This window comes from Microbacterium sp. LWO12-1.2 (assembly GCF_040675875.1).
Taxonomy (GTDB): Bacteria; Actinomycetota; Actinomycetes; order Actinomycetales; family Microbacteriaceae; genus Microbacterium.
Genome location: NZ_JBEGII010000001.1, coordinates 1,860,482 through 1,882,694 on the forward strand (window position 1 = coordinate 1,860,482; position 22,213 = coordinate 1,882,694).

The window sequence follows — 22,213 nt, forward strand, 5'->3', positions numbered from 1 at the left end:
GCCCCGCCTCATCATTCCCAGAAAGGCAACACACCATGAGCGTTCTCACCCTCGGCCAGGTCCGCATCCACGCGGGCAGCGCCACCCAGGATCAGGCCCTGCAGGAGGCCACAGACATCCTGATCTCGGCCGGGGCGGTCACCCCCGCCTACGTCGACGCGATGCGCCAGCGCGAGGAGACCGTGTCGACCTACATGGGCAACGGCCTGGCCATCCCCCACGGCACGAACGAGACCAAGGACGCGATCCTCGCCTCCGCTCTCTCGGTCGTCCGCTACGACGGCGGCGTGGACTGGGCGGGCGAGCCCGCGACCTTCGTTATCGGCATCGCCGGACGCGGAGACGAGCACCTCGAGATCCTCTCGCAGATCGCGATCCTGTTCTCGGATGACGACGATGTCGCGACGCTCAACGCCGCGCAGACGCCGGAAGAGCTGTTCGCCCTGCTGTCGGCGGTGAACGACTGATGAAGGCGGTCCACTTCGGCGCCGGCAACATCGGGCGCGGCTTCGTCGGCCTGCTGCTGCACGAGGGCGGCTACGAGGTCGTCTTCTCCGACGTCGCCGACGCTCTGGTGGATGCCATCAACGAGGCCGACTCCTACACCGTGCACGAAGCGGGTCCCGGTGGCGTCGACCACGTGGTGACTGGCTTCCGCGCGGTCAACAGCCGCACCGATCCCGAGTCCGTGGCCACGGAGATCGCGACGGCCGATGTCGTGACGACCGCGGTCGGACCGACCGTGCTGCGGTTCGTCGCACCTGCCATCGTCGCCGGACTCGCCCGACGCCCCGCCGGCGCGGCCCCGCTGCAGGTCATGGCATGCGAGAACGCGATCGGCGCGACTGATCTGCTGCGCGCCGAGATCGAGGCCGCGGCGGGCGTCGACGCCGAGGAGCTCCTGGCACGAGCGGTGTTCGCGAACACCGCGGTCGATCGGATCGTGCCGGCACAGGTGCCCGGCGCCGGGGTCGACGTCACAGTCGAGCCGTACTTCGAGTGGGCGATCGAGTCCGGCGTGTTCGGCGGCGCGCTGCCGAACATCCCCGGCGCGCACTTCGTCGAGAACCTGGCCCCCTACATCGAGCGCAAACTCTTCACCGTGAACACCGGACATGCGGCGGCGGCGTACTTCGGCGCGCAGCGCGGGATCGAGCGGATCTCGGACGCCCTCGCCGACGATACGATCGCCGGGCACGTCACTGCAGCACTGGAGGAGACCTCCGCCGTGCTGGTCGCGGCACACGGCCTCGACCCCGCGGAGCTGGCCGAGTATCGTGCCACGATCCTGGAGCGTTTCCGCAACCCGGCGCTCGTCGACACGGTACAGCGCGTCGGGCGCCAGCCATTGCGCAAGATCTCCCGCCACGAGCGCTTCGTCGGCCCTGCCGCGATGGCGGCGGAGCACGGTCTCTCCGCGCGCGCGCTGGTGGCGGCGATCGCTGCAGCTCTCGCGTTCGACGATGTCGAGGACGAGCAGTCGGTGGAACTGCAGGAACTGCTGCGCACGGACGACGCCGTGACCTTCACCACCCGCACGACCGGGCTCGACCCCGAGCATCCGCTCTTCCCATCGATCCGCGACGCCGTGCAGGCACGTCAGGAGCACATCGGCGTCGGCTGATCTCCGGACTCCGCAGCGCCCCCGCCCACCCGATACGATCGGTGGGCGGGGGCGCTTCTGTCGAGGCGCTGGCGATATTTCGAGCACAGCGACGTGCGGGAGCAGCATGAACACATACGCCGTCATCGGCGCGGGCCCTTCGGGTCTCGCCGCGGCCAGGGCCCTTCAGAAGCGCGGTATCGGTGTGGAGGGCTACGAGGCTTCGCACGACGTCGGCGGGCTCTGGGACATCTCGAACCCGCGCAGCACGATGTACGAGTCCGCGCATCTGATCTCCTCGCGCACGACGACCGAGTTCACGGACTTCCCGATGCGCTCCACGGTCGACTATCCCGGGCATCGGGTGCTGCACGAGTACTTCCGCGACTACGCCGAGCACTTCGCGCTGCGGCCGCTCTTCCGGTTCGACACCCGCGTGAGCCGGCTCGAGCCGCGGGACGGGGGCTGGGATCTCACGGCAGTCGGCCCCGACGGCGAGCAGACGCGCTGGTACGCCGGCGTCGTGCTCGCGAACGGCACGCTCGCCGAGCCGAACATCCCGTCGTTCCCCGGCACCTTCACCGGCGACCTCCTGCACACCAGCGCCTACAAGTCTCCTTCCCAGCTGACCGGCAAGCGCGTGCTGCTGATCGGCGCAGGCAACTCCGGCTGCGACATCGCCGTCGATGCCGTGCACCATGCCGCCTCGATCGACATGAGTGTGCGCCGCGGCTACTACTTCGTGCCCCGCTATCTGTTCGGCAAGCCCAGCGACACCCTGAACCAGGGCAAGCCCCTGCCCGCCCGTGTCAAGCAGGCTCTGGACAGCCGCGTCCTCCGCGCCTTCACCGGCGATCCGGTGCGGTTCGGCTTCCCGAAGCCCGACTATCGGATCTACGAATCCCACCCGATCGTGAACACCTTGATCCTCAACCACCTGGGCCAGGGCGATCTGCGCATCCGCGCCGACGTCGAGCGGTTCGAGGGTGACACGGTGCACTTCCGCGACGGCACCTCAGACGACTACGACCTGGTGCTGCTCGCCACCGGATACACCCTCGACTACCCGTTCGTCGACCGGGCTCACCTGCAGTGGAGGGGGGCCGCGCCCCGCCTGTTCCTGAACATGTTCCCCGCCTCCTTCAACGGCCTCTATGTGATGGGCATGATCGAAGCATCGGGAATCGGATGGCAGGGCCGCTACGAGCAGGCGGACCTGCTGGCCTCCTACCTGAACGCCGTCGAGCGGGACCCGGCGTCCGCCCAGCGCTTCCGCACGCGCGTGACCGGTGCCCCCTGGCCGGACCTCAGCGGCGGCTACCACTACCTCGGGCTCGATCGCATGGCCTACTACGTGAACAAGGATGCCTACCGCGGCGCGGTCAGACGTGAGAAGCAGGAGCTGGAGGCGGGCGGATGAACGTCGACGACGTCGTGCTCAGCTTCACGCCGGGCACGCTCACGATCCTGAACGTGGTGCTGGGCCTGATCATGTTCGGCATCGCGCTGGACACCTCGCCGTCGGACTTCAAGGTCGTCGCGAAGCATCCGAAGCCGTTCGTGATCGCGATCCTCGCGCAGCTGCTGCTTCTTCCGATCGCCACCTTCCTGCTCACCCTGGTGCTGCCCGTCTCCGCCTCGATGGCCCTCGGCATGATCCTCGTGGCCTGCTGCCCGCCGGGCAACATCTCGCAGGTGCTCACACACCGTTCCGGCGGCAACGTCGCGCTGTCCGTCTCGCTGACCGCTGTGGGCAACCTGGTCTACATCGTCGCGATGCCCCTGAGCATCACGTTCTGGGGCTCGCTGCATCCGACGGCGCGCGAGCTGCTGCGCGAAGTCGCGCTGGATCCATGGAAGATGCTGCTGGAGATCCTGCTCATCGTCGGACTCCCGTTCGCGCTCGGCCTGGTGATCCGTGCGAAGCTGCCCGCGCTCACGCGCCGCGTGCAGCCGTTCGTGAAGTGGTTCAGCCTGATCGCACTGCTCGCCTTCATCCTCGCGGCGCTGATCGGCAACTGGGCCGTGTTCATCCAGGTGCTCGGCATCATCGTGCTCGTCGTGACCGTGCACGATGCCGTCGCGCTCGCGCTCGGCTACGGCACGGCGGTGGTCGGCGGCCTGGGCACGCGCGAACGCAAGGCCATGACGTTCGAGGTCGGCATCCGCAACGCCGGTCTCGGTCTCGGTCTCGTGTTCCTGTTCTTCGACGGTCTCGGTGGCATGGCGATCGTCGCCGGCTGGTGGGGCATCTGGGACATCGTGGCCGGCCTCATCCTCGCCGGGCTCTGGGCGCGGCACACCCGCAGGCGCACCGGATCCGCATCCGGTGACGCCACCGGACGCACCACGATGGAGACCGTGCCGTGACCAGGGTGCTGATCACCGGCGGTGGCGGCTTCCTCGGCACACACGTCGCCGCCGCCCTGACTGCTCGCGGCGACGTCGAGCTGATCGTCTCGGCCGACCTGCGCAGCGGGCAGCCGCGCCTGGGAGTCATCGATGCCCTTCTCGACGTGACCGATCCGGACGCACTCGCTCCCCTGCTGCGCACCCACCGCATCGACACGGTCGTGCACCTCGCGGCGATCGTCAACCCGGGGCACGATGTCGATCTGGAGTACCGGGTGGACGTCACCGGCACCGCCCACGTGCTCGCGGCGTGCATCGAGACCGGGGTGCGCAGGATCGTGGTCTCCAGCTCGGGAGCCGCCTACGGCTACCACCGGGACAACCCGGAGTGGATCGACGAGGATCAGCCGTTGCGTGGCAACGATGCCTTCCCCTACTCCCGGCACAAGCGGCTCGTCGAGGAGATGCTGGCCGAGTACCGCGAGTCGCATCCGGCCCTGGAGCAGGTGATCTTCCGCATCGGCACGATCCTCGGCCCCACCGTCCAGAACCAGATCACCGCGCTGTGGGACGGCAGGCGCATTCTGCGCATCAGCGGTTCCGACTCCCCGTTCGTGTTCGTCTGGGTCGACGACGTGGCCGCGGCGATGGCTCGTGCCGCGGCAGACGGCCCGGCGGGGATCTTCAACATCGCAGGCGACGGGCGGATGACCGTCACCGAGATCGCCCGCAGACTCGGCAAATCGACGCTCACGATCCCTGCCGGTGTGCTGGCCGCGGCACTCCGGATCGGTCGGGCGCTCCGACTGACCGTCCACGGCCCCGAGAAGGTCCCGTTCCTGCGCTACCGACCGGTGCTTGCGAACAGTCGGTTGAAGGCGCGGTTCGGCTACACGCCGGCGTTGACCAGCCGGCAAGCGTTCGAGGCGTACCTGGCCGCGCACCCCCACGTCGCAGAACACCGCACCGCGTAACCTGGGGGCATGCAGAAGAAGCGCCGCCGCCGAGTACTCCGCTGGATTCTCGGGAGCATCGCGGCCGTGCTGGTGCTCGGCATCGGCGGCATCCTCGTGTGTAGCCAGGTCGGCGTGATGGCCGCGGAGTCGGAACCGCTCGCCACCGTGCGAGAGAACCCCGACATCACCGTCACCGATGCCCCCGAGGGCATCGTGCTCGCTCCCGCCGACGGCGACTCCGAGATCGGTGTCGTGTTCATCCCCGGCGCGAAGGTCGACCCGTGGGCATACGCAGCGATCCTGCAGGGCCTCGCCGAAGACGGGATGACCGTGGTGATCACACGCCCCTGGCTGAACCTCGCGTTCTTCGACCTGCGTGGCCTCGATTCGTTCACCTCCACCGCACCCGACATCGACACCTGGGCCGTCGGAGGACATTCCCTCGGCGGCGTGCGCGCATGCCAGCTCGCCGGCGATGCCGACGCCCTCCTTCTGTTCGGCTCGTACTGTGCCACGGATGTCTCCGACACGGATCTCCCCGTGCTCAGCATCGCCGGGTCCGAAGACGGACTGTCGACACCGGAGAAGATCGCCGCCGCCCGCCCGCTGCTCCCCGCTGATGCCGAGCTCGTCGAGATCCCCGGCGCCTCGCACGCCTCATTCGGTGACTACGGGCCGCAGGCCGGCGACGGCACACCCACGATCTCCGACGAGGAGATGCATCAGACCGTGACCGCGCTGGTCGGCGCCTTCGCCCAGGAGTCCCTCGTCGGTCGCTGACGCGTCTCAGCCTGGAACTCTCCGTCAGCGCCGAACCGCCCGTCTGCCGAGAACCGCCCCTCAGCCGAGATGCGGATCGAGCAGCGGGTGCAGGTGGCGGCTGCGGAGCACGGCCGATGCGGCCCATGCACCGGCCGCGAGCGATTCCGGGACCGGATGCCCCGCCAGCCGCGCATCGAGCACGCCGGCGAAGAACGCGTCTCCCGCGCCGTTGGCGTCGACGACCTCCACGGGGACGGCGGCGACCCGATGCTCGACCCCGTGCGCGTCCACCGCGACCGCGCCCTCCGCTCCGAGGGTGCAGACCGCGAGAGACGCCCCCGCGGCGATGCAGCCGTGCAGGAAGGCGAGCGGATCATCGAGCCGGTCGGCGTTGCAGAAGACGACGTCCGCCGCGGCGAGGAAGGGACGGTGGAACTCCGCCGTCCCGTCGTAGTCGTGCACGTCCACCCAGATCGAGCGCCCCGTCGCAGTCGCGAGGGGCAGGAGTCGTTGCGGCTCGGCAGCCAGGTCCAACACGATCACCTCGGACGCCTTCATCGCCGCTTGGAGCGCCGCGTCGTCCCGGTCCGACTGCGCCGCCGGTGACGAGAGATAGAGCGAGACACGGGCACCCCGCCGGGTCATCAGGTTGAGGTGACGCTCGGTCTCCGCGCTGCGGGCCCAGTGCACAGGGACATCGGCCGTCTCCAGCGCCGCGCGCACCTGCCTGCCCGCGTCGTCATCGCCCGCTGCGGCGTAGAGAAGTAGCGTCCGTCCGAGCCCGCGAAGACTCAGCGCCTTGCCCGCACTCGTCCCGCCGAGCGTCTCCCACGACTCCTCCGCGAACTGCATGTGGGGCACGGGGTCGGGAAGCCGATCGAGGAGCACGATCTGGTTCCACGATGCGGGGCCAGCGATGAACACGGAGGCGTCGGACATGAACACCATCCTGCCGCGTCCGGTGGCCTCAGCCGATGCGGGAGATCAGCGCGTCCAGGCCCATGCCGTAGTCGATGCGCACGACAGGGAGCGCGAGCTTGTCCGTGCCGATCCCGACGTACCCCGGCTCGATCGTGCGCGCCATCTCGAAGCCGGCCAGCGCGACCCCCTGCTTGGCGGTGTCGTTGTAGTGCCCGAACGGATACGCGATGACCTCACGCACACCGAGTGCGTCTCCGGAGAGATTCAGGTCCTCGGCGATCTGCTCGGCCGTCCAGTTGACCATCCGCCCCTTCCCGTTGTCACCCGCCTGGTGCATGTCGTGCGTGTGGGAGCGACGCAGCACGTAGATGGACGGCGGCGGATCCTGACGGTAGGCGGTGATCATGAAGGATGTCGCCAGCAGCTGGTGCTTCTCGACGACAGGGGCGGCCAGGTCGAACCACGTCTGGTCCGCATCATCGTCGGTGATGATCACCGAACGGGCGGGCAGGAAGAGGCGGCCGTCGATGAACGCACTGAGCTCGTCCCAGGTCGGCAGATAGAAGCCGGTCGTGGCGATGTGCGCCATCTGCGCCTCGAAGTCGCCGATGTACGCGTAGTTGCCGCGCAGCCAGCCCTTCTCTCCATCCGGGTTCGCGGTGAACTGGTGGTACATCAGGATCGGGACCTTCGTCCCCTCTGCGAGATTCTCCTCGGGAGTCTTCCACGCACCGAAGAGCTCGATCTGCTGATCCGTGCACACGACCGGATCAGCGCCGTTCACCCGAGAAGCAGGGTCGGCAGCGGCCGCGCTCTCCGCGGTCGGGTACCACCCGGCGAACACCAGCCCGTCCTGGGCAGGGATCGGGAGCGCCTGGTAGAGCGCGTTCTGCCACTGCAGCATCGGCTCCTCGACGATGCCATCGCCGGAGAACGACGCCGCGCACGCCAGAGGGTCGTCGGCGTCGACGATCAGCTGCTGCGCCGGCGTCAGCACCCGCTCGATCGGCTGGGCGACGTTCTTGGGCGTCGGATCAGCCGGCGCCCTGTTCATCCAGGCGAACCCCGCTGCCCCCGCGCCGAGCAGCACGACGGCCGCGCTGATGCCGATCACGACGCCCGTGCGCCGCCTTCTCCCCCGAGGCATCGTGCCGTCAGTCCGCGAAGCCCTCGGCGATCATCTCGACGAGCTCTTCCCGCTCCTCGACCGGGAGGAACGCAGCCGATGCCGCATTGAACTGGAACGCCTCGAGGTCGTCGAGGTCGTACTCGAAGGTCTCGACCAGCAGCGCCAGCTCACGCGTCAGGGAGGTGCCGCTCATGGTGCGATTGTCGACGTTCACCGTGACCGAGAAACCGAGCTGGTAGAGCAGATCGAAGGGGTGGTCGGCCAGGGTCTTTCCCCAGGCCGCGACCGCGCCGGTCTGCAGATTCGACGACGGCGAGAGCTCGAGCGGGATCTCCCGATCGCGCACCCATCGAGCGAGGTCGCCGAACTGCACCTGCACCTCGTCGCCCTCTTCCGTGACGACCTGCAGGTCCTCGGCGATCCGCACGCCGTGCCCCAGGCGCAGCGCCCGCCCATCGATGAGCGCGGAGCGGATCGACGCGAGGCCGGCCGCCTCGCCGGCATGGACGGTGACGGGGAAGAAGTTCTCGGCGAGATAGTCGAAGGCGGCCCGGTGGTTCGAGGGCGGGAATCCGTCTTCGGGTCCCGCGATGTCGAAGCCCACGACGCCACGACCACGGAAGGCGACGGCCAGCTCGGCGATCTCCCGCGCGCGGTCGGTCTGCCGCATGGCGGTGATCAGCTGGCCGACGCGGATGCTGTGGCCGTCGCGATCGGCAGCTTCTTCGCCTTCCTCAATGCCCTGCTGCACTGCCGCGACCGTCTGCTCCAGCGTCAGGCCGCGCGTGAGGTGCTGCTCCGGGGCCCAACGGACCTCGCCGTAGATCACGCCGTCGGCGGCCAGGTCCTGCACGAACTCGCGGGCGACACGGGTCAGGCCGGCCGCCGTCTGCATCACACCGATCGTCACGTCGAAGGTCTTGAGATAGTCGGCCAGGGAGCCCGAGTCGCTCTGGCTGGTGAACCAGCGTCCGAGCGAGGCAGCATCCTTCGCGGGAACCGCCAGCCCCTCCGCATCCGCGAGCTCGAGGATCGTCGCCGGTCGCAGGGCTCCGTCGAGGTGGTCGTGCAGCGACACCTTCGGCAGGCTTCGCAGGGACACGCCCTGGATCGTGACGTCGCCGTTCGGATCGATCGACATGGTGGTCCTCTCAGAAGTGGTGCAGGATCGGCAGCCTCAGCCTAGGCCGTGATGCGCTCACGCACGATGGGACCGGCCGCTGGCGCCTCGGAACCGATCTGCCATGCCCCTTCGAGAGCCTCGAGCGCACGAGGGAAGCGCGCCTCGTCGGCGGCCGACAGCGTGAACAGCGGCTGGCCGGCGACCACACGGTCTCCCGGCTTGGCGTGCAGGTCGATGCCAGCCTCGAAGATCACCGGATCCTCAGCGCGTGCCCGGCCGGCGCCGAGACGCCAGGCAGCGACACCGAACGGGAGGGCGTCGAGGCGCGATACCACCCCGTCGGAGGGCGCGGTGACGACGTGGGTCTCCCTGGCCGTCGGCAGCGCCGCATCGGGATCGCCGTCCTGCGCACGGATCATGGCCTTCCAGCCGTCCATGGCGCGACCGTCATCGAGCGCGGCCTCCACATCGGCATCCGGCTGTCCTGCGAGGGTGAGCATCTCCCTGGCGAGGGCGATCGTGAGTTCGCGGACATCGGCGGGGCCGCCGCCGGCGAGGATCTCGACCGACTCGCGCACCTCGTTCGCGTTGCCGATCGCGCGTCCCAGGGGCACGTTCATGTCGGTCAGCAGCGCCGTCGTGGCGACGCCGGAGTCCGTGCCGAGGGCGACCATGGTGCGGGCGAGCTCGCGCGCACGGTCGATGTCCTGCATGAAGGCGCCGGAGCCGAACTTCACGTCGAGCACCAGAGCGTCGGTGCCTTCGGCGATCTTCTTCGACATGATGCTGGACGCGATCAGCGGGATCGCCTCCACGGTGCCGGTGACGTCGCGCAGCGCGTACAGCTTCTTGTCTGCGGGAGCGAGGCCCGAGCCCGCAGCGCAGATGACCGCGCCGACATCGCCCTGCATCTGCGCGAACATCTCCTCGTTGCTCAGGGCGGCGCGCCAGCCGGGAATCGACTCGAGCTTGTCGAGCGTGCCGCCGGTGTGGCCCAGGCCGCGGCCGCTGAGCTGCGGCACCGCGACGCCGAACACCGCGACGAGCGGGGCCAGTGGCAGCGTGATCTTGTCGCCGACGCCGCCGGTGGAGTGCTTGTCGACGGTCTTCTTGCCGAGGGACGCGAAGCTCATCCGCTCTCCCGACGCGATCATCGCGTCGGTGAGCACGCGGATCTCATCGCGCTCCATCCCGCGCTGGAAGATCGCCATCGCGAACGAGGCCATCTGCGCATCCGAGACGTATCCCCGCGTGTAAGCGTCGACCATCCACCGCAGAGCAGGTTCGGCGACGACGCCGCCATCGCGCTTGGAGCGGATGACGTCCACCGCGTCGTAGGGTTCAACGGTCATCGTGCATCCTCCAGGTCGCGCGGCCCGAACGCATCGGGAAGCACCTCGTCGATCGTGCGGATACCGGAGACGGTCTCCAGCAGCATTCCGGGCATCGCGTGCTCGAAGAGCAGCTGACGGCACCGGCCGCACGGCATGATCGTCTGTCCGTCGTTGTTGACGCACACGAACGCGACGAGCTGCCCGCCTCCCGACATGTGCAGGTCCCCCACGAGGGCGCACTCGGCGCACAGCGTGACACCGTACGAGGCGTTCTCGACGTTGCATCCGGCCACGATGCGGCCGTCACCGACGAGGGCTGCGGCTCCGACCTTGTAGCGCGAGTACGGCGCGTACGCCTTGGCCATCGCCTCGGTCGCGACCTGGCGGAGCTCGTCCCAGTCGATATCAGTCATTGCGATCGTTCTCTCTTCTCGACAGGCCTAGGACTTGATGTACGGCTTGCCGTCTGCGGCAGGTGCTTTGATCTGTCCGGCGAATCCGGCGACGGCGAGAAGGGTGACCAGGTACGGCAACATGAGCATGAACTCGCCGGGGATCGGCGTCTTCAGGATCGAGAGCAGGTTCTGGAGGTTCGTCGCGAACCCGAAGAGCAGCGCGGCGAGCGTCGCGCGAATCGGGTCCCACCGACCGAAGATCACCGCGGCGAGGGCGATGAAACCGAGGCCGGCGGTCATGTCCTTGCCGAACTGCGGCACGGAGACGAGCGTGAAGTACGCCCCGCCCATCCCGGCGATCGCACCGGCGAGCAGCACGTTCCAGAACCGGGTCGGGTTCACCTTGATGCCCACGGTGTCTGCCGCCTGCGGGTGCTCACCCACGGCGCGCAGCCGCAGGCCCCAGCGGGTGCGGTACAGGCCCCACGCGACGACGGCGACAGTGATGAACATCAGATAGCCGATGAACGTCTGGTTGAAGAGCACCGGTCCGATGATCGGGATGTCGCTCAACAGCGGGATCTCGACGCGCGGGAAGCGCACGGGCGTGTTCAGCGTCGCCTCGTTCGGCGCGAGCAGCGCGCCGTAGAGGAATCCGGTGAGACCGGTGACCAGCACGTTGAGCACCACACCGACGATGACCTGCTCTACGAGGTACTTGATCGCGAACGCGGCGAGCACGCTCGCCACCAGGACGCCGCCGATCATCGCGCCGACCAGACCGACGAACGGGTTGCCGGTGATGCTGGAGAGCAGCGCGGCGGAGAAGGCGCCGAGGAGCAGCTGGCCCTCGATCGCGACGTTCACGACACCGGCACGCTCGCCGATGACACCGCCGAGCGCACCGAACACCAGCGGCACCGACAGCGACACCGCGCCGAACAGCAGGCTCGTGACGGGAACGAGGCCCCCGGCGGCCGCCCACACGAGGAACGCGAAGACGGCGAGGGCGCCGTAGGCCACGACCAACCAGAGCGACGGCTTGCGGTAGGTCCAGGCGCGGAGGAATGCTCCGACCGTGAGCACCACCAGGATTCCGAACACGACCCAGAAGGTCGACGCGGTCGGCAGCGCGACGTCGGGAAGCGCGAGCGCGGACGACTGGTCAGACAGACGGAAGGTGCTGATGCCGTCACGCGGCACGAGCAGGAACAGCAAGGCGAGGAGCACGGTGGCACCCGCCAGGACGATCGGCGCCTTGAGGTGCCGCTGCTTCACGGTCGCGAGCTGCACCGTGCCGTCAGCGGCCTGGGTCTGCACGAGGGACATCATGCCGCCACCGCCTTCTTCGCGGCCTTGGCTCTGAGCCTTGCAGCCTTCTCGATATCGGTCTTCGGGAGGAAGAACACCGTCCGCAGCAACGGCGGCGCCGCGATGAACAGCACCACGAGGGACTGCACCACGAGCACGATGTCGACCGGGATGTCCTGCGCCTGCATCGAGAACGAACCGGCCTTGAGAGCGCCGAACAGGATGCCGGCGGCGAACGTGCCCCACGCGCGGCTGCGCCCGAGGAGCGCGACAGTGATCGCGTCGAAGCCGATGCCGGCATCGATCGTCTCGGTGACACCGGTCGTGACGGCGCCCTGGAGCTGGTTCATGCCGGCGAGACCCGCGAGGCCTCCGGCGAACAGCATCGCGTACACGTAGATGCGCTGCACGCTGATCCCGGCTGCCCGCGCGGCGTGCGGGTTCTCGCCCACCGCGCGCATGCGCATTCCGAGCGCTGAACGCTCGATGAGCCACCAGACGAACAGAGTCGCGACGATGACGACGACGAAACCGAAGTCGAGCAGCGGGAACTGCGGTCCCAGCAGCGTCGGGAACTGCGCGCTCTCCGGGGTGGCCGAACCGAGGGCCTGATTCGTGCCCGGCTTCTGCAGCAGGCCGGGGGTGCGGATCATCCACAGCAGCAGGTAGTACGCGATGTAGTTGAGCATGATCGTGAGGATCACCTCGTGCGCACCGGTGCGCGCCTTGATGAGTCCGGCGATCGCACCCCAGAGCGCACCGCCCGCGATGCCGGCGATCAGCGTCACCGGGATGTGCAGCCAGATCGGCAGGTCGAGCGAGAACGTCAGCAGCGCCGCGACCGCGACACCGATGAGCATCTGTCCACGTGCACCGATGTTGAACAGGCCGACGCGGAACGCCAGCGCGACACCGAGACCGGCTGCGATCAGCGGCGCGGCGAACCCGAGCGTGTTGGTCAGCGGGCGGATCTGCGCCGCGAAGTCCGCGCCACGGGCGTTGAAGATCGCACCGCGGAACAGTGCCTCATAGCCGTTGTACACCGCGTTCCATGCCGCGACGAACGTGTCTCCCGGCTGCGCGAAGAAGTAGCCGGATGCGGCCTGCACGTCCTCGTTCGTCAGTGCGATGAGGATGCCGCCCACGATCAGTGCCAGCACGATCGCGAGGACGGTCGTCACCGCGTTGCCACGGAGGATCTCCTTGAGGACCACGTTGCCGCGCGGAGGCGGCGGCACATCGGACGAGTCACGGGGAACCGTGCCGGTGCTCGTGGACAGCTGCTCCGGCGGCAGCCCCTTGGTCACGTCTCCCGCGCCGGGTGTCGCTCCGCTCACGCGGCCACCTCCCCTTCGGCCGCTCCGGCCATCATGAGTCCGAGTGTCTCTCTGGGTGTGTCGCCGGGCACGACGCCGACGATCGCGCCGCGGTACATGACAGCGATCCGATCTGCGAGAGCCGCGACCTCGTCGAGCTCGGTGGACACGACGATCACCGGGATGCCGGAATCGCGCGTCTCGATGATGCGCTTGTGGATGAACTCGATCGAGCCGACATCCACACCACGGGTCGGCTGCGCGGCCACCAGCAGTCGCAGATCACGGCTCATCTCGCGCGCGATCACGACCTTCTGCTGGTTGCCGCCCGAGAGCGTCCCTGCGGGCGTGTGCGGTCCCTGGGTACGGATGTCGTACTCGCGGATGCGCTCACGCGCGAACTCCTCGAGCGCGGAGCGGCGCAGCGTGCCGGCGCGGCTGAAAGCGGGGTCATCCGAACGGTCCAGGATGAGGTTCTCGGCCACGGAGAATCCCGCCACCAGTCCGTCCTCTGTGCGGTCCTCCGGCACGAAGCCGACTCCGGCGTCGAGGATCGCCCGCACGCTCTTGCCGACGAGTTCATTGCCGTCGAGCACGATCGATCCCTCGACACGGGCGGCGAGACCGACGATGGCCTCGACGAGCTCCGTCTGTCCGTTGCCCTGCACACCGGCGATGGCGAGGACCTCGCCGGGGCGAACGGCGAAATCGATACCGTCGACGACGATCGCTCCGGTGGGGGTGAGGACGCGCAGGCCCTTCACCTCGAGGCCGCCCTCGCCGATGCGCGGGGCTTCCTTGTGCACGGTGAGTTCGACGGCCCTGCCGACCATGAGCGATGCAAGCTCGGCGTTGGTGGCGGTCGGCGATGCTTCGCCCACGACACGTCCGAGCCGGATGATGGTGATCTTGTCGGCGACTTCGCGCACCTCGCGCAGCTTGTGCGTGATGAACACGATCGCGGTGCCTTCGTCGCGCAGCTGGCGCATGATGGCCATCAGCTCGTCGGTCTCCTGCGGCGTGAGCACGGCTGTGGGCTCGTCGAACACGAGCACCTTCGCGTCGCGCGAGAGGGCTTTGATGATCTCGACGCGCTGCTGGACCCCGACGGGGAGATCCCCGACGAGAGCATCCGGATCGATGTCGAAGCCGAACCGGGCCGCGACCGACCGCACGTGCTCTCGCGCCTTCGCGATGTCGAGCGTGCCGAGGGCCTTGGTCTGCTCATGTCCGAGCATGACGTTCTCGGCCACGGTGAACACCGGGACGAGCATGAAGTGTTGGTGGACCATACCGATCCCTGCAGCCATCGCGTCACCGGGACCGCGGAAATGCTGCACCTCGTCATCGAGGAGGATCTCACCCTCATCCGCCTGATACAGGCCGTAGAGGACGTTCATCAGCGTGGACTTGCCCGCGCCGTTCTCGCCGAGGAGCGCGTGGATCTCCCCCGGCTCGACCACCAGATCGATGTGGTCGTTGGCCACGAGGCTACCGAATCGCTTGGTGATGCCGCGAAGTTCGAGCTTCATATCTGCACCTTATCCAGAAGAGTCATCCAGGAGAATCATCGCCCGTCCACGGCACGGGGCGAGTGGCAGAATTGCTCACCACTCGCCCCGCGCTTGGACCTGCGTCAGATCACGGCGAGTTCTTCGACTCCACCGTGATGTCGCCGGCGATGATCTGCTTCTGCAGCTCGGCGATCTCGTCGAGCAGCCCATCGGGGAGCTGCGATTCGAAGCCGCCGAAGCCGGAGAGCTTCACGCCCTCGTTCTCGAGCGTGCCGATGTACGGCGCCGGGTCGAACTCGCCCGCGGCGGCGGAGATGGTCGCGTCGTGGACAGCCACGTCGATCGCCTTCATGATCGAGACCAGCGTGACGTCGGCCACGCTCGGGTCTGCCACGGCGAGGTCGCTGTCGACACCGAGCATCAGGGTGTCCTTGCCGCTGTCGGCGATCGCCGCAGCCGCGCTCTGGTACACCGGTCCACCGACCGGGAGGATCACGTCGACGCCCTGGTCGAGCACGCCCTGCGCGGTCTGCTTGGCGGTGTCGTTCGCGTCGAAGCCACCCGTGAAGGAGCCCTTCTGCGTCGCTGCGTCCCAACCGAAGACCTCGACCGATGCCGACTTGTCCTCGTTGTACTTCTCGACACCGAGCTGGTAGCCGTCCATGAACACGGCGACCGACGGGATCTGCATTCCGCCGAAGGTGCCGACCTTGTTCACACCGCTCTGCGCGGACCACGCCGCGGCGGCGTAGCCACCGAGGTAGGCAGCCTGAGCCGTGTCGAAGACGAGGGGCTTGACGTTCGGGGCGTCGACGTTGCCGTCGAAGTCGTTGTCGGCCCAGTCATCGATGATCGCGTAGTCGATCTCGGGGTTAGCCAGTGCCGACTCGACGGTCGCGGCGGACAGCTTGAATCCGACCGAGACGATGAGCGAGCAGCCCTCGGAGACCGCGGTCTCGAGGTTCGGCGCGTAGTCGTTGTCGTTCGCCGACTCGAACTCGAGGGGCTTGATGTCCAGCTCCTTCGCGGCGCTGTCCATACCTTCCTTGGCCGACTGGTTGAACGACTTGTCGTTCCAGCCGCCGGCGTCGGAGACGAGGCAGGGAAGGAAGTCGGAGTCGACAGGCTTCTCGGAGCCCTCGGGCTCAGCGGTCGGCGCCTGGCCACAGCCGGCGAGTGCGAAGACGACGCCCGCGGCGATTGTCGCGCCGAGCAGCTTCTTGGTGGTGGAGATGGTCAACTCATGCCTCCCTCAACGAAACCGCGGCCATCGCGGATCGATCAAAGTTACCTACTGTTTCAGCGTTTGCGCACACCGGCGACCCGTGTGCGAACGAATGGTTACCAAGCTGAAATCAACCCAGCCGATGAGCGCGAGGCCGTGCTCATCAGAGCACGTCTCCCTGGCCGGTCAGCTTGAGGGACTCCACGACACCCTTCACGCGCTGCGCGTGCTGAACCGTCGTGACCAGAAGCGCGTCGGGGGTGTCCACCACCACGATGTCCTGCACACCGACCAGGCTGATCACGCGCGTGGTCTGGCTCACCAGGATTCCGCTGGCGGCATCCGACAGCACACGGGCGTTCGGACCGAGCACGGCGAGGTCGTTCTTGCGTCCATGCGTGATGAGTTTGGTGAGCGAGGCGAAATCGCCGACGTCATCCCAGTCGAAGTGGCCGGGGATGACCGCCAGGCGCCCCCGCTCCGCTGCCGGCTCCGCAACGGCGTAGTCGATCGCGATCTTCTTCAGCTTCGGCCAGATCCGGTCGACGGCCGGCCCTCTGAGCTCGCGGTCGTCCCAGGCCTCGGCGAGTTCCGACAGCCCCGCGTGCAACTCGGGCTCGTTGGCAGCCAGCTCTTCGAGGAGGACGCTCGCCTTCGCGATGAACATGCCGGCGTTCCACAGGTAGCTGCGGTCCGCGACGTACTCCTTCGCGGTCTCAAGATCGGGCTTCTCCACGAAACGCTCGACCAGGGCCGCTTCGGGAGCGCCCGCCACGACCAACTCCCCTGCCTTGCGGATGTACCCGAAGCCCACGGACGGCTCGGTGGGCGGAATACCGATCGTGCAGATGTAGCCCTCGCGCGCGACCTGCACGGCCTGCTGCACGGCCCACTCGAACACCTGTGTGCCGCGGATGACGTGATCGGCGCTGAACGAGCCGATGATCACGTCGGGATCGCGGCGATGCAGGATCGCCGCGGCGAGCCCGATCGCGGCGGCCGACTCGCGCGGCTCCGACTCCAGGAAGACGTTCATGTCGTCGATGCCGGGCAGCTCTGCCTCGACGGCGGCGCGGTGCGCGCGACCGGTGACGACGGCGATGCGATCGGGACCTGTCAGCGGCTCCAGACGATCCCAGGTGTCCCGGAGCAGGGAGTGCCCCGAGCCGGTGAGGTCATGCAGGAACTTCGGGGCGTCCGCACGAGAGAGCGGCCAGAGCCTGCTTCCGATGCCGCCCGCGGGGATCACAGCGTAGAAGTCCTCTATATGTTGCGTCACCTCGCCAGCGTAGCCCGCGACGTTTCACCCCGCTGTCGCGCGCGTGCGGGAGCGGCACTTAGGCTCCCCTTCGTCGCTCCCCGTGTTCTGACAGGAATAGGATGGAAGACGATCGGGCATGCCTGACTTTCGACAGGATCACTCTTGGACGAGCGCAGCGCACGCGACCGACGCTCATCGATCCAGGGAGGACGACCGTGTCCACAAGCGCTCGCTTGACACCGTCGATTTCGGAAACCACGTCCAAGACCCCCCGCGGCACCCTTTACCGGGGACGCGAAGGCATGTGGTCGTGGGTGCTTCATCGCATCACCGGAGTCGCCATCTTCTTCTTCCTGTTGGTGCATGTGCTCGACACAGCGCTGATCAGGGTCTCGCCCGAGGCGTACAACGCCGTCATCGGCACGTACAAGAACCCGATCATGGCGCTCGGCGAGGTCGTGCTCGTCGCCGGCATCGTGTTCCACGCCATGAACGGCCTGCGCATCATCGCGGTCGACTTCTGGTCGAAGGGCGCCAAGTACCAGCGCCAGCTGTTCTGGGGCGTGCTCGCGGTGTGGGTCGTCATCATGGCCGGCTTCGTGCCCCGCCACCTCATGCTCGCGTTCGCCGGATTCGGAGGGGGTCACTGATGACCGCGCAGACCGTCGCCGCTCCCATCCGCCGTCAGCGTGGATTCAACCTCGAGAAGTGGGGGTGGATCTTCATGCGCGCCTCGGGTGTCGTGCTCGTCGTGCTGATCTTCGGCCACCTCTTCATCAACCTGATGGTCGGCGAGGGCATCCACGCCCTCGACTTCGCCTTCATCGCCGGCAAGTTCGCCACGCCATTCTGGCAGTGGTGGGACGTGCTGATGCTCTGGCTCGCACTGATCCACGGCGCCAACGGCATGCGCACCATCGTGAACGACTACGTCACGAACGAGAAGGCGCGCAAGGCGCTGGTCTGGGCACTCGGCCTCGCCGCCGGTCTCCTGATCCTGCTCGGCACCCTCGTGGTGTTCACGTTCGACCCGTGCCTGGGCGTGACGGAGGATAGCGTCCTCTGGACCGAATGCGCCGCACTGGTCGGGAACTGAGAAGAAGGCTAAAGAAGAAGTGACTACCCAGACGCAGGATTCCGTCGTCCGTGACGGCGTGCACTACCACCAGTTCGACATCGTGATCGTGGGTGCCGGCGGCGCCGGCATGCGCGCCGCGATCGAGGCCGGTCCCGGCGCGAAGACCGCCGTGATCTCCAAGCTGTACCCCACGCGTTCCCACACCGGAGCGGCGCAGGGCGGCATGGCGGCGGCACTCGCGAACGTCGAGGAGGACTCCTGGGAGTGGCACACCTTCGACACGGTCAAGGGTGGCGACTACCTCGTCGACCAGGATGCGGCGGAGATCCTCGCGAAGGAGGCCATCGACGCGGTCATCGACCTCGAGAACATGGGCCTCCCCTTCAACCGCACTCCCGAGGGCAAGATCGACCAGCGTCGCTTCGGCGGCCACACGGCAGAGCATGGCAAGACCCCCGTCCGCCGCGCGTGCTACGCCGCCGACCGCACCGGTCACATGATCCTGCAGACGCTGTTCCAGAACTGCGTCAAGCTCGGTATCAACTTCTTCAACGAGTTCTACGTGCTCGACCTGCTGACCGTGAAGGATGCGGATGGCAAGACCCAGGTCTCCGGTGTCGTCGCCTACGACCTGTCCACCGGCGAACTGCACGTCTTCCAGGCCAAGGCCGTGATCTTCGCGACCGGCGGCTTCGGCAAGATCTTCAAGACCACCTCCAACGCACACACCCTCACGGGTGACGGCGTCGGCATCGTCTGGCGCAAGGGACTCCCCCTCGAGGACCTGGAGTTCTTCCAGTTCCACCCGACAGGGCTGGCCGGCCTCGGCATCCTCCTCACCGAAGGTGCACGAGGTGAGGGCGCGATCCTGCGCAACGCCTCGGGCGAGCGCTTCATGGAGCGCTACGCCCCCACGATCAAGGACCTCGCTCCGCGTGACATCGTCGCGCGCTGCATGGTGCAGGAGGTCCTCGACGGTCGCGGCGCAGGCCCCCACAAGGACTACGTGCTGCTCGACTGCACACACCTGGGCGCCGAGGTCCTCGAGACCAAGCTCCCCGACATCACCGAGTTCGCCCGCACGTATCTGGGCGTCGACCCGGTCGTCGAGCCGGTGCCCGTGATGCCGACCGCGCACTACGCCATGGGCGGCATCCCGACCAACAACGACGGCGAGGTCCTCGCGGACAACACCACTGTCGTCCCCGGCCTCTACGCCGCCGGCGAGTGCGCGTGCGTCTCGGTGCACGGCGCGAACCGCCTCGGCACCAACTCGCTCCTCGACATCAACGTGTTCGGCAAGCGCGCCGGTCGCAACGCGGTGAAGTACGTCCAGACGGCCGACTTCGTTCCGCTCCCCGAGAACCCGGCCGCCTTCGTGTCCGACATGCTCGAGGGCCTGCGCAACAACCAGGGCACCGAGCGCATCGCCGTGCTGCGCAAGACGCTGCAGGACGAGATGGACAAGGGCGCGCAGGTGTTCCGCACGCACGACTCCCTCCAGCACGTGCTCGGCGTCATCGCCGAACTGCGCGAGCGCTACAAGAACGTGCACGTCGACGACAAGGGTCAGCGGTTCAACACCGACCTGCTCGAGGCTGTCGAGCTGGGCTTCCTCCTCGACATCGCCGAGGTCGTCGTCTACGCCGCGCAGAACCGCGAGGAGAGCCGTGGCGGCCACATGCGCGACGACTTCCCGAAGCGCAACGACGAGAAGTACATGCAGCACACCATGGCGTACCTGACCGGCGACGCGCACTCGTCCGACCCTGGCGATCACATCAAGCTCGACTGGAAGCCGGTCGTGTTCACGAAGAACGAGCAGGGCGAGTTCAACTACCCGCCGATGGAGAGGAAGTACTGAGCATGTCCACCGCCATCGCAGAAGCACCTGCCGACACGACGCAAGAGGCTGCGATCCAGTCCTTCATCGTGACCTTCAACATCCGCCGGTTCGACCCCGAGGTCGACGCCGAGCCGCACTGGGTCGACTACGACGTGGAGCTGTACTCCACCGACCGCGTGCTCGACGCGCTGCACAAGATCAAGTGGGAGGTCGACGGATCGCTGACCTTCCGCCGCTCCTGCGCACACGGCATCTGCGGCTCGGATGCGATGCGCATCAACGGCCGCAACCGCCTCGCGTGCAAGACGCTGATCAAGGACCTGGACATCTCCAAGCCGATCTACGTCGAAGCCATCAAGGGCCTCCCCCTCGAGAAGGACCTCGTCGTCGACATGGAGCCGTTCTTCGCCTCCTACCGCGAGGTCCAGCCGTTCCTCGTCGCGAACTCCGTGCCGGAGAAGGGCAAGGAGCGCGTCCAGACGATCGCCGACCGCGAGATCTTCGACGACACCACCAAGTGCATCCTGTGCGCCGCGTGCACCTCGTCCTGCCCCGTGTTCTGGACCGACGGACAGTACTTCGGTCCGGCCGCGATCGTGAACGCTCACCGCTTCATCTTCGACTCGCGCGACGACAACGCCGCCGTGCGCCTCGACATCCTCAACGACAAGGAAGGCGTCTGGCGCTGCCGCACGACCTTCAACTGCTCCGAGGCATGCCCGCGCGGCATCGAGGTCACCAAGGCCATCGCCGAGGTCAAGCAGGCGGTCCTGCGCGGCCGTCGCTGAGCGCTTCCCGCTGTCCGACACGCCTCCGCCCTTGGATAGGGTGGAGGCGTGTCTGATTCCGGTGGCGCCGCGCCCGAAGCCGGTCGCCTCGATGTGGCCGTCGAGCGCGCCACCGCGCTGACCCAGAGGACGCTCGGCCTGTTCCCCGTGCGGGTCTGGCGGCACTTCCTGCAGCACAACGGCTTCCTGTTGGCCGCCGGCGTCAGCTATCAGGCGCTGTTCGCGATCTTCGCCGCGATCTACCTCGCCTTCGCGATCGCAGGCCTGTGGCTCGGTGGCAGCGAAGCGGCCGTCAACGGCCTGATCGAGATGATCAACAACTACATCCCCAATCTGATCGTCCCCGAGGGCGGACTCGTCACCCCTGATCAGGTGCGGAAGATCGCCGCGGGCACGACGAGCCTCCTGAGCATCACCGGCTCGATCGCCCTCGGCACCGTGATATGGACCGCGATCGGCTGGGTGACCTTCTCGCGGCGCGCGACCAGGGACATCTTCGGTCTTCCACCCGACCGGCGCAGCTACCTGCTCCTGAAGGCCCGCGACCTGTTGGCGGCGCTGATCTTCGGCGTCTCGCTGATCGTCGGTTCGCTGCTCAGCTCTGCGAGCGCTGCGGTGCTGAGTTGGGTGCTGTCTCAGCTGGGGTGGGATTCCGGGTCCGACGGCCTGAACACCAGCATCCGCATCGGCACCGTCCTGGTCTCGTTCGCATTGTTGTCCTGCGCCCTCGCTGCGATGGTGCGTTTCCTCACCGGCACCTCGCTGCGCTGGCGGATCATCTGGCCCGGCGCGCTCCTCGGCGGCGGCGCGATGACGGTCCTCCAGTTCGGTGCGGGTTTCCTGCTGAGCTACACGCCGTCCAACCCGCTGCTCGCCACGTTCGCGATCTTCATCGGTCTGCTCCTGTGGTTCCGCATCAACGGCGTCGTGATGCTCGTCGCCTCCTCCTGGATCGCCGTCGCCGCGAAGGACCGCGACGTCCCGCTGCTCCATCAGACCGAGGCGGAGCGTCGCATGGCGGAGTATCAGGCGCTCCTGACCGCGGCGCGCATCCGGGTACGAGAGGCCCATGCCGCCCGCGACGCTGCGCCGTGGCATCGCGCGTGGGCAGCGGGACGAGCCGTGCGCGCGGCCGAGGCCGAGCTCGCCGATCTGGAGGCGACGCCGCCACCACCCGCCGATTCCGGCACTCCCCTCGCTCAGCGCCTGCTGTCTGAACTGAACCGCCCGTCTCGGGATGCCGGCTCCGCACGTGATGCCAGCGGCGATCGGGATGTCGGAGGCGCTCGTTAGGCTTGT

At 67.7% G+C, this 22,213-nt stretch carries 21 protein-coding genes; 11 read left to right on the forward strand and 10 right to left on the reverse strand.

Annotation, left to right across the window (positions count from 1 at the left end):
• The first annotated feature begins 35 nt into the window (after positions 1-35).
• The 6 genes from MRBLWO12_RS08925 to MRBLWO12_RS08950 all read left to right on the forward strand — a co-directional run bounded on the left by MRBLWO12_RS08925 (position 36) and on the right by MRBLWO12_RS08950 (position 5,691).
• A complete protein-coding gene (locus MRBLWO12_RS08925; protein WP_363554654.1) occupies positions 36-467 on the forward strand; it encodes a PTS sugar transporter subunit IIA in 432 nt (143 codons plus the stop codon).
• A complete protein-coding gene (locus tag MRBLWO12_RS08930) occupies positions 467-1,624 on the forward strand; it encodes a mannitol-1-phosphate 5-dehydrogenase (protein ID WP_363554656.1) in 1,158 nt (385 codons plus the stop codon). The genes MRBLWO12_RS08925 and MRBLWO12_RS08930 overlap by 1 nt, the downstream gene beginning before the upstream one ends.
• 106 nt (positions 1,625-1,730) lie before the next feature.
• The gene (locus MRBLWO12_RS08935) at positions 1,731-3,023 is read left to right on the forward strand and encodes a flavin-containing monooxygenase (protein ID WP_363554658.1); all 1,293 of its coding nucleotides are present in this window, start codon (positions 1,731-1,733) and stop codon (positions 3,021-3,023) included.
• The gene (locus tag MRBLWO12_RS08940; protein ID WP_363554660.1) at positions 3,020-3,973 is read left to right on the forward strand and encodes a bile acid:sodium symporter family protein; all 954 of its coding nucleotides are present in this window, start codon (positions 3,020-3,022) and stop codon (positions 3,971-3,973) included. Before MRBLWO12_RS08935 ends, MRBLWO12_RS08940 begins: the two co-directional genes overlap by 4 nt.
• Positions 3,970-4,929: an SDR family oxidoreductase gene (locus tag MRBLWO12_RS08945; protein ID WP_363554662.1), complete on the forward strand. Its 960-nt coding sequence runs from the start codon at positions 3,970-3,972 to the stop codon at positions 4,927-4,929. The genes MRBLWO12_RS08940 and MRBLWO12_RS08945 overlap by 4 nt, the downstream gene beginning before the upstream one ends.
• A 9-nt stretch (positions 4,930-4,938) precedes the next feature.
• On the forward strand, positions 4,939-5,691 hold the full coding sequence (locus MRBLWO12_RS08950) for an alpha/beta hydrolase (protein ID WP_363554664.1): 753 nt from the start codon (positions 4,939-4,941) through the stop codon (positions 5,689-5,691).
• Positions 5,692-5,751: 60 nt separating this feature from the next.
• On the opposite strand, the gene MRBLWO12_RS08955 is transcribed toward MRBLWO12_RS08950, so the two are convergent.
• The 10 genes from MRBLWO12_RS08955 to MRBLWO12_RS09000 all read right to left on the reverse strand — a co-directional run bounded on the left by MRBLWO12_RS08955 (position 5,752) and on the right by MRBLWO12_RS09000 (position 17,220).
• Positions 5,752-6,612 carry a carbohydrate kinase family protein gene (locus tag MRBLWO12_RS08955; protein ID WP_363554666.1) on the reverse strand — a complete coding sequence of 287 codons (861 nt, stop codon included), beginning with the start codon at positions 6,610-6,612 and terminating at the stop codon, positions 5,752-5,754.
• A gap of 28 nt (positions 6,613-6,640) precedes the next feature.
• A complete protein-coding gene (locus MRBLWO12_RS08960) occupies positions 6,641-7,708 on the reverse strand; it encodes a polysaccharide deacetylase family protein (protein WP_363554668.1) in 1,068 nt (355 codons plus the stop codon).
• A gap of 40 nt (positions 7,709-7,748) precedes the next feature.
• Positions 7,749-8,864 carry an adenosine deaminase gene (locus MRBLWO12_RS08965; protein ID WP_363554670.1) on the reverse strand — a complete coding sequence of 372 codons (1,116 nt, stop codon included), beginning with the start codon at positions 8,862-8,864 and terminating at the stop codon, positions 7,749-7,751.
• Positions 8,865-8,905: 41 nt separating this feature from the next.
• Positions 8,906-10,198 carry a thymidine phosphorylase gene (locus MRBLWO12_RS08970; RefSeq protein WP_363554672.1) on the reverse strand — a complete coding sequence of 431 codons (1,293 nt, stop codon included), beginning with the start codon at positions 10,196-10,198 and terminating at the stop codon, positions 8,906-8,908.
• Positions 10,195-10,593 (reverse strand): cytidine deaminase, encoded by a 399-nt coding sequence (locus MRBLWO12_RS08975; protein ID WP_050722786.1) that lies wholly within the window; start codon positions 10,591-10,593, stop codon positions 10,195-10,197. Before MRBLWO12_RS08975 ends, MRBLWO12_RS08970 begins: the two co-directional genes overlap by 4 nt.
• 27 nt (positions 10,594-10,620) lie before the next feature.
• Complete coding sequence (locus MRBLWO12_RS08980) at positions 10,621-11,904, reverse strand: ABC transporter permease (protein ID WP_414685513.1); 1,284 nt, start codon at positions 11,902-11,904, stop codon at positions 10,621-10,623.
• Positions 11,904-13,223 (reverse strand): ABC transporter permease, encoded by a 1,320-nt coding sequence (locus MRBLWO12_RS08985; protein ID WP_363554676.1) that lies wholly within the window; start codon positions 13,221-13,223, stop codon positions 11,904-11,906. The genes MRBLWO12_RS08980 and MRBLWO12_RS08985 overlap by 1 nt, the downstream gene beginning before the upstream one ends.
• Entirely contained in the window at positions 13,220-14,734 is a 1,515-nt protein-coding gene (locus MRBLWO12_RS08990) for an ABC transporter ATP-binding protein (protein ID WP_363554678.1), read from the reverse strand. Before MRBLWO12_RS08990 ends, MRBLWO12_RS08985 begins: the two co-directional genes overlap by 4 nt.
• Before the next feature lie 109 nt (positions 14,735-14,843).
• Positions 14,844-15,956, reverse strand: coding sequence for a BMP family lipoprotein (locus MRBLWO12_RS08995; protein ID WP_363554680.1), 1,113 nt, complete (start codon positions 15,954-15,956; stop codon positions 14,844-14,846).
• 148 nt (positions 15,957-16,104) lie between these two features.
• Positions 16,105-17,220 (reverse strand): mannose-1-phosphate guanylyltransferase, encoded by a 1,116-nt coding sequence (locus tag MRBLWO12_RS09000; protein WP_363554682.1) that lies wholly within the window; start codon positions 17,218-17,220, stop codon positions 16,105-16,107.
• 197 nt (positions 17,221-17,417) lie between these two features.
• Between MRBLWO12_RS09000 and sdhC the strand changes: the two genes are divergently transcribed.
• From sdhC to MRBLWO12_RS09025, 5 genes are read left to right on the forward strand one after another with little or no spacing between them, the layout of a single operon-like run.
• A complete protein-coding gene (gene sdhC / locus MRBLWO12_RS09005; RefSeq protein ID WP_116636409.1) occupies positions 17,418-17,852 on the forward strand; it encodes a succinate dehydrogenase, cytochrome b556 subunit in 435 nt (144 codons plus the stop codon).
• The gene (locus MRBLWO12_RS09010) at positions 17,852-18,298 is read left to right on the forward strand and encodes a succinate dehydrogenase hydrophobic membrane anchor subunit (protein WP_363554684.1); all 447 of its coding nucleotides are present in this window, start codon (positions 17,852-17,854) and stop codon (positions 18,296-18,298) included. The genes sdhC and MRBLWO12_RS09010 overlap by 1 nt, the downstream gene beginning before the upstream one ends.
• A 19-nt stretch (positions 18,299-18,317) precedes the next feature.
• Positions 18,318-20,144, forward strand: coding sequence for a succinate dehydrogenase flavoprotein subunit (gene sdhA, locus MRBLWO12_RS09015; RefSeq protein WP_363554686.1), 1,827 nt, complete (start codon positions 18,318-18,320; stop codon positions 20,142-20,144).
• Between the two features lie 2 nt (positions 20,145-20,146).
• Complete coding sequence (locus tag MRBLWO12_RS09020; RefSeq protein WP_141871286.1) at positions 20,147-20,914, forward strand: succinate dehydrogenase iron-sulfur subunit; 768 nt, start codon at positions 20,147-20,149, stop codon at positions 20,912-20,914.
• 48 nt (positions 20,915-20,962) lie between these two features.
• On the forward strand, positions 20,963-22,207 hold the full coding sequence (locus MRBLWO12_RS09025; RefSeq protein ID WP_363554688.1) for a YhjD/YihY/BrkB family envelope integrity protein: 1,245 nt from the start codon (positions 20,963-20,965) through the stop codon (positions 22,205-22,207).
• Positions 22,208-22,213: the final 6 nt, after the last annotated feature.